At 48.5% G+C, this 15392-nt stretch carries 7 protein-coding genes; 4 read left to right on the plus strand and 3 right to left on the minus strand.

Annotated features, from left to right (window positions below; genetic code table 11):
- The first annotated feature begins 214 nt into the window (after positions 1–214).
- From NDI48_22835 to NDI48_22845, 3 genes are all read left to right on the plus strand, one after another.
- On the plus strand, positions 215–5293 hold the full coding sequence (locus NDI48_22835; GenBank protein ID MEP0834004.1) for a CHAT domain-containing protein: 5079 nt from the start codon (positions 215–217) through the stop codon (positions 5291–5293).
- A gap of 17 nt (positions 5294–5310) precedes the next feature.
- Positions 5311–6123: a DUF928 domain-containing protein gene (locus NDI48_22840; protein ID MEP0834005.1), complete on the plus strand. Its 813-nt coding sequence runs from the start codon at positions 5311–5313 to the stop codon at positions 6121–6123.
- Between the two features lie 177 nt (positions 6124–6300).
- Positions 6301–6927, plus strand: a complete 627-nt coding sequence (locus NDI48_22845) for a Uma2 family endonuclease (protein MEP0834006.1) — start codon at positions 6301–6303, stop codon at positions 6925–6927.
- Here NDI48_22845 and NDI48_22850 read toward each other — a convergent pair.
- The 3 genes from NDI48_22850 to NDI48_22860 form a co-directional block, all read right to left on the minus strand.
- Entirely contained in the window at positions 6915–8087 is a 1173-nt protein-coding gene (locus NDI48_22850; protein ID MEP0834007.1) for a YbjN domain-containing protein, read from the minus strand. The two genes, NDI48_22845 and NDI48_22850, sit on opposite strands and share 13 nt — an antisense overlap.
- Positions 8088–8207: 120 nt before the next feature.
- The gene (locus NDI48_22855; GenBank protein MEP0834008.1) at positions 8208–8660 is read right to left on the minus strand and encodes a hypothetical protein; all 453 of its coding nucleotides are present in this window, start codon (positions 8658–8660) and stop codon (positions 8208–8210) included.
- A gap of 18 nt (positions 8661–8678) precedes the next feature.
- On the minus strand, positions 8679–13661 hold the full coding sequence (locus tag NDI48_22860; protein MEP0834009.1) for a DUF4157 domain-containing protein: 4983 nt from the start codon (positions 13659–13661) through the stop codon (positions 8679–8681).
- A 460-nt stretch (positions 13662–14121) separates the two neighbouring features.
- Between NDI48_22860 and NDI48_22865 the strand changes: the two genes are divergently transcribed.
- Positions 14122–15384: a family 10 glycosylhydrolase gene (locus NDI48_22865; GenBank protein ID MEP0834010.1), complete on the plus strand. Its 1263-nt coding sequence runs from the start codon at positions 14122–14124 to the stop codon at positions 15382–15384.
- Positions 15385–15392: the final 8 nt, after the last annotated feature.

The raw sequence follows: 15392 nt of genomic DNA on the forward strand, positions 1-15392 counted from the left end.
TCGTTAGAGGGATTTCAGAACTGGAGAAAAAGTTTCAATTGGTTAGAAGTAAAACTAGGCAAGCCTGAAGCTGCGACTGTGCCCATTAGCTAAAGCTGTACAGTACCCGCTTTAATCCTCAGGCTCATGGCTCTCAGGGAGCAGGGTCATAGAAGCCGACTGGCTGGATACGAAACAAGGCTCTGTCACAGTATTTCAGCAGGCAAAACCAGCCATGAAAAGAATGCGTCATCTGCTACTAATTCTGTTCTTGGCAGGAGCCATTACAGCCAAACCCCTGTCCGCACAACCTATAGTTCCTGCCGCTGATGGCACCAACACCCTCGTTACCCCTAATGGTAACCAGCTGGACATCACGGGAGGTAGTCTATCAGGGGATGGAGCGAATCTCTTTCACAGTTTCACCCAGTTTGGTCTTAACGCCAATCAGACGGCTAATTTTCTCTCCAACCCAAATATTCAGAATATTATGGGGCGCGTTACTGGCGGTAACCCTTCCATCATTAACGGTCTAATTCAGGTGACTGGCGGCAATTCCAATTTATTCTTGATGAACCCTGCTGGGATTGTCTTTGGCACAGGTGCCAGCTTGAATGTCCCTGCTGCCTTCACGGCAACTACAGCTAACGGGATTGGCTTTGGCAAGAACTGGTTTAATGCCATAGGTAGTAATAGTTACAGCGCCCTTGATGGGACGCCCAGTACTTTTGCCTTTACGATGCAGCAGCCAGGAAGTATTGTCAATGCTGGCAACTTGGCTGTGAGTCAAGGGCAGAATTTAACGTTATTAGGCGGCACTGTTGTCAGCACCGGGCAACTCAATGCACCAGGCGGACAAATCATTGTCGCTGCTATTCCAGGTGAGAACTTGGTGCGTGTGAGTCAATCAGGACAGTTGCTCTCCTTGGAGATACAACCGCTTGCTAATGCCAATGTTGGGGGGCAAAGCCTTGCGCCCCTACCTCAGAATTTCTCAGTGTTATCTCTCCCCCAGTTATTGACAGGTGGAGATGTGGGTAGTGCTACAAAAATGACGGTAAACAGCCAGGGTCAAGTGGTGCTGACGGGTTCTGACATCACGGTAGAAAACGGGGATGTACTAGCGAAGAAATTGACAGCCGATACGGCGACTCTATCTGCCGCACAGGACTTGACTTTGGTGGAGAGTCAGCTAAAGACAACGGGCGACTTAAAGCTAGTGGCACGAGATACAGTGCGGGTGCGCGATAGTGCGACAGATTCCGTGAATGTCCAAGCTGGAGGAACGTTGCAGGTTCAGGGTAACCAAGAAGTAGATATTTTTGCTTTGAGCCACCCTGCCAGTGGCTTCTTTTCTGGTGGGGATATGGTGTTGCGTTCTGCTAACACGGTAGGAGGCGATGCCTACTTCAGAGTCGGCGGTAATTTCCGGGTTGAACAGTTAGATGGAACTCTAGGGAGTTTGTTTAGTCCGAATGACCCAGTTTTTGAGGTACAAGGGGATTTTAGTCTCGCCAATTACTCAGGAGCTTCACTGCAAATTCTGGCAGGGGGTAGTGTAACGATTCCAGGAACTGTGACAATTTCCGGCGCTGGCGGCCCGTTTAACAACAGCACTGTTACTCTATCCGATGGCACCTCTTTGTCACTCACGGGTACTACGAAACCGACTCTAGATGTACGGGCTGGAACAACTAGATTTTTTGGGAATCCTACTCCTGGTAATCCAACCAGTGCCAATATCAGGATCGGCAGTATTGTCAATAACGGAGGAGATGTCTTTTTAACCAATCAGTATTTTCCTAATCTTTCCTTACCCGGTGGAGCGATTCAAGTTGGAGGGATTAATACCAGTTTATTGAATGGTGGTGATGCTGGCTCAATTACGATCGACTCGCGAGGTAGTATTACACTCGCTGGTACAGGTATTTTACCTGCTGGCACGGCTATTAATACAGCAGTGGGAAACCTTGACCCTGCTAATAATAATCCTGGAAACGCTGGAGCCGTTAAACTTATTGGTCAGAACGATATCAGCATTACTGGTAATGTCATTTCTTTCGTAGGAGATAATGGCATAGGGAATGGTAGTAACATTTCCATCACCAGCAGGGCAGGCTCTATCAACACCAGCGAGAGCAACTTGGATGCTGGCAATAATGGTTCTGGTAACGGTGGGGCGATCGCTCTTTCTGCGGCTGGTAACATTACGACAGGCTCCATCTTATCGAGGACTAGGGTCACAGGGAATAGTGGGACGATTAGCCTGACGAGCAGTGGTGGTGCAATTGACACCACAGCAGGTACTCTCAACTCTTCTTCTAATGGCAATGGTGGAGCGATCGCTCTTTCTGGTGCTGGCAATATTACTACAGGCTCCATCACATCACGTTCTACTGCTAATGGCAATAGTGGGACAATTACCCTCACCAGTAGTGGTGGTGGTATTAATACTCAGGGCGGTCTTTTAGATAGCAGAACCAATAATGGCAATGCTGGGTCTATTACTCTCAACGCTCAGAACGATATCATCACTGGCGACGTATGGTCTTTGCTATTTCAGGGAGCAACCGGGAGAAGCGGCAATATTTCTCTCACCAGCACAGCAGGCTCGATTGATACCAGTGCTGGGACTCTAGATGCTGGAGTAACGTTTGGAAATGCCGGAGCGATCGCTTTACAAGCTAAAGATGATATCACCACTGCGGATCTGAGGGCTTATGCCGTCAATGGGGGTAGCGGGAATGGCGCTAATATTTCTCTGACCAGCACAGCAGGAGCCATTGATACCAGTAGAGGGATTCTAGTATCCTCTGCTGAGAATGGTAAGGGCGGAGATATTGCCATCACGAGCGGCAGCACCTTGACTTTGGGTCAGTTAGACTCTACATCTACCACCAGTGAAGGCGGTGCGATCGCACTTAATGCAGCGGGCGACATTATCTTTAAGAATTCTGTCAGCTTCGGTTCTCAGGCTGGGCTGGGAGGAGGGGCGCTAACCCTTGACACTCCTGGAATCGTTAACCTGCCAGCCAGTATTTCTACCAATGGTGCAGATATCTTGGCTGGGAAACAGACAGCACTGAGCAATATTGTTGAGTCTCCTCAAGGCACTACAATCAATACTGGTGGCGGAAACCTGTCCTTCGGTTTCGCCTCTAACTTCACTTTGGCTGGTGCGATTAATATTTTGACCAATGGTGGAGCTTTTACCCTCACGAGTCCTGGGGTTTTAAATGTTGGGGGAGGCGTGAGAACCGATGGCGGGAACATTAGCCTAACTGGGGCAACGATTAACTCGTCTGGGGGTATGCTCGACTCTTCTTCTACCACTAAGGCAGGCGGCAATATTACTCTCAATGCCCAAGGTGATATCATCACGGCGGATATAACCTCAGGGAGTACGGCAAGTGCTGGAGGGGATATTATCCTGAACAGCAATGGGGGAGCGATAATTAGTGGTAATGTGACCGCTTCAGGTGTCAGTCAAGGCGGCTCTATTCGTGTTTCGGCTCGCGATCGCATTATTACTGGATTGATCGACTCCAGTTCTAGTTCGGGTAACGCTGGCAATGTCTTCCTCGACCCTGAAAATGGCATTCAAGTTGTCTCGATCAATGCCCAAGGGGGAAGGGCGGGCACGGGGGGAACTGTTGATATTACTACTGACCAGTTTTTCCGGGCGACTGGCAGTTTCACCGACCGAAATGGCTTAGCAGCCAGCATTTCTACAGCGGGTGGAGTTGGAGGCGGTTCAATTACAATCCGGCATGGCGGCGGATTGCTGGGAACTCCTTTTGATGTGGGGAATCCAACAATTAACGGGACTACTGGCGCTCTGAGTAATGGAATCGATACAATTTCACCGTTGCGATCGTTTCCTGGCCCTTTTACTCTGGGCAACATCCGTATCATTACTCCGTTTGTGTTCAACGAAACGGTGTTTATCAATCCCCTGAATCAGCCATTACGGCAACCAAAATCAGCCATAAGTCTCGACTCAGTTGATACGCTTACGATTGATGCGGCTTTTGCTGAAGCTGAGGAGTTCTTAGCTCAGCAGTTTGAGCAATATCTAGGACTAAAACCTACTCAGATTAAATCCTTAGAAGAAGCTCGAGGGACGCTTCGCAAGAATCAGAGAGCTACGGGCATGAAATCAGCACTGATTTATGCCATATTCGTACCCGCGACCTCAGCCTCAAAGGCGGCAGAAGATTCGGTTAAGCCACAAGTTGAGAATCAAACTCAACGCCTGCTCAATCGCACCCCGAAGGAGGACGATCAATTAAAGCTCATCTTAGTGACAGCAGAGGGAAAGCAAATTCAGCAGCTTGTGCCGGACACGACACGAGCCAAAGTGCTGGAAGTGGCTAAAACATTCCGAGGAAATGTTACCGATCCAAGGCAACCGAGCAAGGACTATTTACCAGCCGCGCAGCAACTTTATCAATGGCTGGTGGCACCTATCGAGTCGGATTTACAAGCGCAAGGCATCCAAAATCTTGTGTATGTCACGGATGTGGGCTTGCGTTCCGTGCCACTGGCTGCCCTCTACGATGGTCGGAGATTTTTGATCGAGCGATACAGTGTGGGTATGATGCCCAGTTTCAGCTTAACGGATACCCGCTACCAGAACATCAAAACGTCTCAAGTGCTGGCGATGGGGATGTCGCAGTTCATCGATGAAATTCCTTTACCAGCAGTACCACTGGAGTTGTCCCTGATCACTCCACAGTTGTGGCAGGGTAAGTCCTACCTCAACAACGCTTTTACTTTAGGCAATCTGAAAACCCAGCGCCGCCAGAAGCCTTTCGGCATCATTCACCTAGCTACCCACGCTCACTTTAAACCTGGGGCACCGAGTAATTCTTACATTCAGCTAGGAAACGGTAAGCTATCGCTCAACCAACTGCGGCAATTAGGTTGGAATAACCCGCCTGTGGAGTTATTGGTACTGAGTGCCTGTCGCACGGCACTGGGCGATCGGGAGGCGGAATTGGGCTTTGGGGGGTTAGCGGTGCAAGCGGGCGTTAAGTCAGCTTTAGGGAGTGTGTGGAACATCAGTGATGAAGGCACGTTAGGACTGATGACCGAGTTTTATCAGCAGTTGAAGACAGCACCAAGTAAATCTGAGGCGCTGCGGCAGGCACAACTGGCGATGCTCAAGGGAAAAGTTCGCGTGACGGGTGGGGTGTTACAAACTACAGGAGAGAATGTGCCTCTGCCACCGGAACTGGCAAAGCTGGGAGATGTAGATTTCTCTCATCCCAATTACTGGTCTGGATTCACAATGATTGGTAGTCCTTGGTAGTTAGGGGGTTGGGAATTGTGGTCATCAAATTTTATCAGCGACTCACCTTAGTTTCACTCACTTTATTTTTAGAGCTAGCGACTAGTGGTATCTTGCCTGCCAGGGCAAAATATCAATACCCTGAGCAACTGCAAAATCTTGCCCCGCATGGCGAACTTGTCGCGCAACGCCGCGCCCGCCTTCGCTTCAAAGTACCCAATATTAGACCGTCTCGAAATCTCTCCGGGGCGGCAGCACGAGGAGGTAACTGTAGCTCTGATGGAGTTAAAAACTTACAGATAAAGGCGTTGCTACCTAATAGCAGCATCGGCTTAACTACTTCTGAAAAACCAACCTTCTTTTTTCAGATTTCTCCTACTTCTATAAAGGAAGCAAAGTTTCTTTTGCTTAATGCCCAAGGTAACACTATTCTTTATAAGAAAACTTTCCCACTAACTCATACAGGGGGAGTTATGAGCTTTACTCTTCCTGCTGATGCGGAGGCATTAGAAGTTGGTCAAGAATATACTTGGGAATTGGCAGTACTGTGTGACCCTGACGACCAAAGAGGGAATCCATCTATACAGGGGTCAATTAAACGAATTGAACCTAGTCAAAAACTTGCAAACGATCTAGGAAATACACCTTTACAAGAACGCACAAAGCTTTACGCTAATGAAGGTATTTGGTACGATAGCCTCAACACTCTAGCTGATTTGCGATTGGCTAATCCTAACGATCCAACTCTAGCGAATGATTGGAAAGAGTTGTTAGATTATGCAGGTCTGAGCAGTATTGATCGAGAACCTTTACTTCAGTGTTGTACAGCTTCTGGCAATACATCACCATAGATGACGGACATAATCCCAGGCAGGTAAAATTGTCTCATTGGAATGCCATTGGTAAGATGGGTTTTCTGGCGAACGATTAACATAGATGAAATGCTGTAAGCTTGGCACTATTTCGTCCTGATGGTGTCAGTCTTAAAGGATGTCTCAAAAGCGGGCTTTCTGAGGAGGTGCGAGACTATGACACAAGCTATTTCAAAACTCCTGACATTTGATGAGTTCGTCGCTCGATATGGAGATAATGAGCGATACGAATTGATTGATGGGGAACTGATTGATATGGAACCAACTGGCCCTCATGAAGAGGTAGCGGCTTTTGTCCTGCGGAAAGTTAATGTTGAGATAGATCGGCTGAGTGTCCGGTGGTTTACACCTGCCCGTTGTTTAATCAAACCTTTGGGAACTTCAACAGGTTTCCGTCCTGATGTAGTGGTACTGGATAAAGCCGCTATCGCCAACGAACCTTTGTGGCAGGATGAACCTGTAATCACGTTAGGAACTTCTGTCAAACTGGTGGTCGAAGTCGTCAGTACTAACTGGCAAAATGACTACGCACGAAAAGTGGAAGATTACAGCACAATGGGTATCCCTGAATACTGGGTTGTTGATTATTTGGGCTTAGGGGGTCGGGATTATATTGGTAATCCAAAGCAGCCGACAATATCAATTTACCTATTATCAGCTAGTGGGAATCAGTACCAGAAGCCTTGTCAATTTCGGGGCAGCGATTACATTATCTCCCCTACATTCAAGGAGTTACAGCTAACGGCTGAACAGGTTTTTGCAGCAGGGAATTACTCTGGCTGACTTTCGATTTGGGCGATCGCATCTTTAGGCTCCACATCACCATAGAGGACGGACATAATCCCCGGCAGGTATGCGTCCATCATCATGACGTTGGAATAAACTAAGCGTTTAATTAGTGCTGAACTGAGACTGTCGCCTTCAACGTCAATACTGGTTTTGTAGCGAATTTCTCCGTCTTCAAAGTCCATTTCAAAGTTGCCGATAATCATGCCTGAATTGGCTCTAGTCAAGAATTCTGCTAGAGCCTGCCGCTTGGAGTCTGGGGCATTGATGGGGCAAACGGAGTAAAAGACAAATTGCTCTTGGTCATCTCTGGCTTTGGCATAGCAAGTCCATTTTCCATTGTCGCCTTGGAAAACCATCTGCAACAGTGGTTCTCCTTCAATCTGGACGAAGGGCCAGTCATCCTCTTCAAAGAAGTTGACGATTTCCTCAAAAAATTGTCTGTCTGTAGCGGGGGATTTCAACCCTGCCTCTAGTGCCTCTTGCAAGATGCTTGGTACGCTCTTCGTTAACCCGTTCAGACTGGTATCAGCCACTTGGTTGAAGTAATGGGTCATTTCCTCAACTATCTGGGAAGTGGCTTCTTGTGTCACAGCAGGCAGATTGGCTTCTATCGACTCTTTGAAGAAGTTGGCTAGAGCATCATTCATTTGGTCGCTGGAACCGGAAGTGGCGGCTTGGACAAAAGCCGATGCAGTAATATCAGCCCAGAGGGTACGGTAGCCTGTCTTACCGGACTCCTGTTGTTGCTTGACGGATAGTGCCAACCAACTCTCGGTGGATAGCAGTGGGTTGTCCGGTTGTTCTTGGCTCAGATTCAGGATATAGGTTGCAGCAACGTTTGCGTCTGCGGCGCGTTCTATCGGCTGTGGGAGCAAATTGGGCTGTAGACCGATTTCAATTTCGATGTCCGGTTCGGGTAGGAAGTTGCCAGCAGAGAGGGGACGGCGCACTTCTGGCTTGAGATTGAACAATGCCTCGGTTTCGATGCGCTGGTAGAGTTGGGGGTTTACCTGGAAGGTGAGACGGCACTCGATTACTTCGTCGTCTTGCTTTATCAGAGTTAGAGCTACTGTGCGAACGGTTAGGGGGGTAGTGGTGCGATCGTGTAGCGTCAGTTCGCTGTCTAAGTGACAATGTTCAGTTTTTGCACTCATCTTCCCAACAGCCTAGAAAAAGTCTGCCCACTATATGAATCAGCCGTACACGACCGAAATTACATTCTCGTTGAACCACTTTTGTCTGCTGCGTTCCTAGTTTAGCTAAATCAGGACTGCCTACAGTTGTTCCAAAAGAATCGGTACCACCTCTGCAATGTTCAGGTCAGCGATGGAGCTATTTGTCAGTCTTGCAGCTACGTCCACAGACTCAGTTGAGATGAAGTTGGCCCGCTCCAACACCTCACGATTTAGCGCAACTGCGGAAATGCTCTCAATAACTCCTTCACAGATCACAATTTCTGCCCAGTTAAAGGATTTACCACAAAATGGACATTCCCACGTCTGGAGAATCCGGATCTCCTGACCAGGATGAAGCGGCTGGACAGTCAGATAACCTCTCTCCTCCATAGCTTCTGGGTGTACTGTGAGGGAGTGACCCACGCCCAGGTAAGCTAGCTCCGGCTCATCCCGGATATATGTCCACATATTGGTGGAATCATCTGCCTCTGATACGTTTCCGCAAACAGGACACTGGAGGTTTTCTACAAAATAGTCAAGGCTGTACCCCATTTTGAGAGTTCCTTTCACTTATACCTTCGGAAGTGGGAGGACTCGAATAGTTCTCCCATTAATAGTTACATCGAAACCATCAGCATATACCTGGGGTACAGGCTTCCCTAGCTTTTCAGGAAGCTCCCCCTTGATCCTCAAAAGGTTGTTATATATTCCTGGGTCATGGGTGGTAAACGTAGGCTTAACACCTGGTTTGGTCTTTGAGAAGAAGGTGTCAGCTACAATCAACCGATCGTTGACCCCCTTGCCACGTCCTACCAAATGACTAGGATTTTCAAGCACATCTAGAAGATCCTTGTAATCTTGACTAGTACGAGTGACACTTAAAGGCAATCCTTTCCATTGGACTGTTCCGGTCTTCACCTCTCCTACAGCAACGTCTCCTATCCGAATTTCTATATCTTCTAATGCATCGATACGCTTTAACAAAGCCTTCTCCCCTTGCTGTAAGGAGGATGGATCTAGTGCCCGCTTGTTCAAAGCAATGGCCGTGTTCGTGTCGATAACTACCGACTTCTTACCCAGTGGCTGGAACCACTCCGTCGTAAGTTTTCTGATCTCTTCTGGACTTAGACCTTGGAGACGCTCAAACAAAACCTGGTTCGTTTTCTGTCCGAAGGGTTCACCAGCCTTATCAAGCAACTCTTTTACAGCCTTACTTGGCTTGTTTTTGAAACCGCCGACAACTATCGCATCCTCTCCGTTAACCTTGACAACTTCGCCAACTTTCGGACGGCGGCTTCCTTTTGGTCCCAACTTTGTGGACTCAACAAAATCGACAGAGCCATCCCCTAACAAAACCCAAGGATTTATATGCCCCAAAAGCTTGATTCTGCGTCCCTGTAGTCGAATCTTGAACTTATTGAAACGCAACTTGCCCACTAGCTGCCTTGCCAGATCATCCAGCGACTTCGCACCCTTAGCGAACCCGCCTTTGACCCCCTGGAGCATAATCTTGCCATTCTTGAGAGCCGTCTTCGCTCCCTTGAGACCAATCTGACCCAACTCCTTAACACTCTTGACAGTCGTCTTGACCGTGTTCTTAACTGCTCCTTTCACAGCCTTCACGGTTCCCTTGAGACCACCCTTGAGCGCTTTGATGACAGCACCAGCATTGAACAGCAGGGCGAAGACTAACTCAACCGCACCAGCAGCCAAACCACGAGCCAGACTCTTAGCAGCCCCACCAATATTACCCGCCCAACCCTGGCTCAAGTAACTACCAACATGACCCGCGATATTTGCTAGTGCCACGCCGCCCATGACAACGCTAAATACCTGCATCAGGGGTGGTAGTGCGGCTGTAATTGCACCGCCCGTCAAGATGTTAAGACCAACAAACGCCGCCAGCGCTGCGATCGCACCTGCCAGTAAAGCGGGCCAGTTAGCAGAGAACCACTGCTTGACACCCTCCATCATTTGGTTTGCCATATACCGCGCTCGCTGCCCCACCGTGAGCGGCCCAATGGTCTTCATGCTGGCGGGAATATCGCCCTCCTTGGCTGGCTGACCTTGCTTCTGGGTTGCCTCGGCACCTTCGGGCTTTTGTCCCATCATCTCTTGGAGTTTGGCTTCGGCACTTTGTTCATCATCGCAGCACCCGCCAGCAGCCTTTTCACCCTCTGCGACAGCACCAGCGGGTACATCACCCTCTGTCTCTCCTCCACCCAGTTCTGCCTTAATTGCCTCCATCGAGTTCGCTGGGTCGTTCGACTCACCAAACTCAACCTCTCCACCCTCCTGAAGATTCAGCGAAGCGACGAATTCCGGGTCTACATCAAACGGCGCAACCTGGTCTACAGCAAAGTCATCTTCTGTAAACTGAGTCTTGTTCAACAGCGCCGCGTTGTCGTCGCCGCCCTTTGCCGTAGCTGCCGTAGCATCGCCGCCCTTCGCCGTTGCTGGCATATCGCACTTGGCACAGTCTTCCTTAGAACGCTCAAACGCCAATGGCTGCGACAGATCCATTCCCAGGACTTCCTCAGATAGCTGCCCCATGAAGTGACCAGGCATCTGCTGCGCCGCTTCTACCAAGTTACCCAACCCCTCCAAGAGTTTCCTGACACCCTCAATAATTGCGCCGATCGCATCGAAAACAGCGTTGTAGAGCGATTGGATAGCTGCCAGCAAGGAATCTAACGCATTCGCCAGGAAATCCAGAGCAGCGGCAACACCTTTCTTCAACAAATCTGCGGCTGTGTTGACTGCGTTTACAGCTTTGTTAACCGCTTTATCAATTTTGCTGTTGATTTTCTTGGCTATCTCTGGGAACGCAGCAAAGACGATATTGACCAGCCCTTTGAGAATAGTTCCCAAACCCTCGATTAACCCAACAATCGCCTTGCGTGCCAAATCGATAGCAGCCATTGCCAATTTCTTGGCCTGCTCGAATATGAATTTGACCGCTTTCCGCAAATTATCGTAAATGAAGTTGACGGCTTGTTTGAGGCCATCAATGATGGCAGTAGCTGCCGATGCAACCCAGCCCCAGAAACCGCCAGACTCTTTGCTCTTTTCTTCTTTTTTCTGACTGGCTTCGTTTTCAGCTTTTTGCTTTTCTTGTTCCGCTTTCTGTTCAGCGTCTTCTATGTGCTTGGCAGCGTCTTGTTCTCCTTTCTGTTTCTCCTGGTCAATTTTTTTCTTTTGGTCTTGAGTTGCTTTCCCAGCTTTGTCTTGATAGTCCTTCTCAGCTTTGGTAAGTTCTGTCTGCCACTCCTGTTTGGAGGCTTGCACCTCCGCCTTCGCCTGCTTCTGTTCCTCTAATTGTTTTTGGCTGGTTTCTTGATTCAGTTTGGCAATTTCTTTATCCGAATCTTTCTTGGCTTGGGTGGTATCTTTATCAAACTTCTGCTTGCCAACGGTGTATTTTTGCTGTTCTGCGCCAATACGTTCTTTCAGGACTGGAGATAAGGATTGATTAAGACTACCCATGACCTCACCAGGAACCACAGGCACTTTGCCTTTCTTGCCCGCAGGAGCCTGTGCTGCTGAGAGGGCTTTAGTTGCCTGAAGTGTTTCCTTGCTATCTTCAGGGAAGATATTATTCTCACCAAAGTCTTTGTTAATTGCTTTGGCAGCTTCTGCCTTAGCCGCACTCACTTGCTTGCTGGATTCGCGTTGCTCTGAATCCATTTGTGAAGGGTTAGCTTCACCCGTCAGATCAACTGTAGGCTTGGCTCCCATCGTAGTGCTAACTTGACTAGTATCCAGTCGAACGCTTGCCAGTTCTTTTTGAGCGCTTTGACTTAGCTGTGGATCAGAGTTCCCGGTTTGCTCAGTTTTGGCATCGCTATTCCCGGCGGCTGGTTTTCCGCCATTTCCACCAGCTAATTGTGTAGGTTTTATCGGGCGAGGCGGAGGTGCTTCTTTGACCTCGATTTTAGATGCCTTTGCAGCTTGACCAGATTTATCTTTTGTCGCTCCCGCAGCAGAAGTTTCCTTATTTCCACTAGCCGCCATTCCTTTGGCTTGAGTTTCTTTAGACCCAGATTTATGGGCTGGCAACCCTGTCGGTGCTGGAATTTTAGGTAAGCTTTGTTGGAGTTCTTGCTTTTGTGCCTCCAACGCCCCAGCCGAAGCCGCTTGCGCTTGGTCGTATCCCGCCGGGGCACTGGTTGGTGGTGTATTTTTTAGCTGTTCTAAAATCTGACCGGGGTCGGCTTTAGCTTGGATAAGCCACCCTATGCCTGAGCTTACTCCCGGCTGCTTGTTTTGGGTAATTTCGGCTTGGCGATCGGGAATTTTCTTAGCTTGAAGAGTTTCTTTATTCGACTGTAGGCTGGCAATTGGCTTTCGCTGGAGCGTCTTAGCACCCGTCTGCTGCACCACATGGGTCAACTCATGAGCCGTCAAGTCATCCTTAGCCGCAGATTTCCCCGCACCATAGTAAATATCACTGCCATGAGCAAACGCCTGAGCACGCAAATCCTTGTTCATCTGGACAGCCGTCGAGTCAGTATGCACCCGCACCTGACTAAAATCAGTACCGAAGCGAGGCTCCATGAACGATCGCACTTCATCCGGTAAAGGACTACCTCCGCCCTTACTCTGATTAAGCTGACTCTCTACATCACTACCCGCCTCAGCGTTACCCTTTACCCCCCGTTGCTGCAACGACTTGGTTTGAATCGCTTCCTCTTGCTCCTCAGTTTGGCGCTGAACTAAGGGAGTGATAGAAGCTGCCAAAGGCGACCTTTGCACCAGTGGCTCTGTCTCTTCCTCTTCTCCCTCTCCTTGCCGCTGAATTGGCACGGAATTAGTCGATGGTACGCTCATGGACATCACCTGAGCTGCTACCGAGTCTGCTTCCTGCTCGTACTTATCCCCTGGAGCTCCGACAACAAGCTTAGCCTGAAGCCATTTCATTTGAATCGGCTCTTCTTCCCCCTCCGAATTCTGGCGTTGGATGACACCCCATTGAGGCATCATTTGCATGGGTAAATCGTCTTCCTCTTGGGGCGATCGTTGCAACATACCCCACTGGGGCATCGTCTGAATCGGCTCTTCTTCCTGCTCTTGGCGTTGAATAACCGGAGCAAACAACCCCAGTTGAGGCATCATCTGAATCGATTCTTCTTCCTGCTCTTGGCGTTGAATAGCCGGAGTGAGCCAACTCAGTTGGGGCATCATCTGAATTGACTCTTGTGAGGATTCCCGTTCAATTGGCTCGCCCACAGGTGGAGCCATCATCTTGAGTGGCTCTGCTATCTCATTAGCTTCCTCTTCGTCCTGCTGCTCTTCTGGCTGTCTGTTGACCAGCTGCGCTTGGATGGATGATGGTGTATTGGTCTGTACCTGTACTCGACCAAAGTTGTGACCGAAGTGTGAAGTGGGTTCCAGTTGGGTTTGTCGGTCAGGTGACTGGTGGAATGAGTCACTCGCTTCAGCCGCCTCTTGCTCGGAGTCAGCAAAAGGACGCGGCTGGAATAAGCCCGTCTGTACAGGCGAAACGGAGGGCGCTGAAGCAGTTTTCGCCTGGTTTTGCAGTCGGGTATCCATCGCCAACGTTGCCTCTCAGCCTAGAGCCATGATGTCCATACTAGTACAAGAAGGCAGAAGGAAGACCGGAGCTTTAGTGAGGACAGGAGGCAGAAGGAAAGAAAGTTTATACAGTAAGCTTTTTAAGCTTTTTCAACTGGATAGTTATTTCCGCCATGCTGCACTAGTGTGGATTATCCCCCCCAAACTAGTAGCCGAAAGGCGAATAAAAATTAACACATCAGGACTTACGCACGAACGCCACCTGTAGGGGCAATCTCCTCACTAAAGCTCCGCCCGTGGTTGCCCAGACTTTTTTCCGTCTGTGTGCGGAATTGCGCGATCGCAAAGTGAAGTTGCTTGATGCAGCACCTTTTGCCCGAAATTATTCCTGAGCACTTCAAGAGTATCGGTTACTAGAGTTTGCCCCAATCCAGTAAAGAGAGTTGCTGTCCAAGTTGAACAATCACGCTTTGTTGCCATGCCACCTAAAAAAGAAAACAATGGATGCGGATGTGGAAGTATACCAATTTCATTAATCCTAGTTTTGGTAGGTGTTGGTTATTGGGGCTTTCGCAATCTAGATAAGCTAGGTATCAGCCAATTTTTGTCTATAGATAAGCTAGGCATCAGCAAAATTTTGCCTATAGATAAGCTAGGCATCAGCAAAATTTTGCCTAATAATCAACAAAATAATCAACAACCAACCCCTCCTAATTTGGCTCCTGCACCGACGCAGCAAGTACAGATTGCCAATTCTCCCTTGGAGCCAGTGATTCCGACTAAGACACCAGCAACCAAGCCAGCCGTTCCACCCTCATCCGTAACCCTCAATAAATCACCATCCCCCGAAACTCCTTGGGAGAAAAAGGCAATCAGGGGAATTTATTTAAGTCGGTATCAAGCGACCAATAATGCTAATGAACGAATGATTCGCGAACGAGTTCGTTATTATCGTTCTCAAGGAATAAATACAATTATTCATGGAGTCTGGGGTAATGGCTGCACGATGTATAACAGCGAAGTCATGCAGCAAACATTCGGATACAAAAGTTGTCCCAACCAATTTCAAGAGAAATGGTTAGATTGGTTGATTGATGAGGCGCACAAGCAGGGAATGCAAGTTCATGCCTATTTTGAGAAAGGGATTAAAATCGATAAAAATAGCCCCATCTTTGATGAGGCAATCTCTAAACGATGGATTGTGCCTGGGGTCGATAAAACCTACGCTGGCATCGATCATTATGTACTGGATGTAGAGATTCCAGAGGTTGCTAATTTATTCAGAAAAATCTCAGTAGAGTTTGTCCAAAAGTATCCCACCATCGATGCAGTTCAGTGGGATGATTACCTGGGTTATCATGCTGACTTACCCGGCAAGGTCGATCGCACGACCGGTTTGACTAATTTTGTGCAACAAATGAGAGCTGACATAAAGACAGCTAACCCAAAGGTTAGTTTCGACCTTTGCCATCATAATCCTTATTGGGGCAAACGTTATTTCGCCGCTGATTGGTCAAATTGGAATGTCGATCGAGTCTTCATTCAAACTTATAACGATGCTAATTTTACCCAAGAGCTAGATTATGCCGAAAAATATGAGGGAGTAGCGATTTCAGATCAGCAGTTGTCTCGCTTAAAAGAATTAGTGGATAACCCAAAAATCAAGAGTGTTTTATTGTTTCCCTCCTCTGGAAAACCAGAAGAGACTGCTGCTTCAATCAAAAAAACTTTACTCCAATGAGTAACGAT

Origin of the sequence: Microcoleus sp. AS-A8, from assembly GCA_039962225.1 — a bacterium.
In the GTDB taxonomy this organism is placed as follows: Bacteria; Cyanobacteriota; Cyanobacteriia; order Cyanobacteriales; family Coleofasciculaceae; genus Allocoleopsis.

What these genes read in the sequence shown, in the direction of transcription:
- NDI48_22835 (MEP0834004.1), top strand. Translation starts at nt 215, where the DNA reads ATGAAAAGAATGCGTCATCTGCTACTAATTCTGTTCTTGGCAGGAGCC.
- NDI48_22845 (MEP0834006.1), top strand. Translation starts at nt 6,301, where the DNA reads ATGACACAAGCTATTTCAAAACTCCTGACATTTGATGAGTTCGTCGCT.
- NDI48_22850 (MEP0834007.1), bottom strand. Translation starts at nt 8,087, where the DNA reads ATGAGTGCAAAAACTGAACATTGTCACTTAGACAGCGAACTGACGCTA.
- NDI48_22855 (MEP0834008.1), bottom strand. Translation starts at nt 8,660, where the DNA reads ATGGGGTACAGCCTTGACTATTTTGTAGAAAACCTCCAGTGTCCTGTT.
- NDI48_22860 (MEP0834009.1), bottom strand. Translation starts at nt 13,661, where the DNA reads ATGGATACCCGACTGCAAAACCAGGCGAAAACTGCTTCAGCGCCCTCC.
- NDI48_22865 (MEP0834010.1), top strand. Translation starts at nt 14,122, where the DNA reads ATGCCACCTAAAAAAGAAAACAATGGATGCGGATGTGGAAGTATACCA.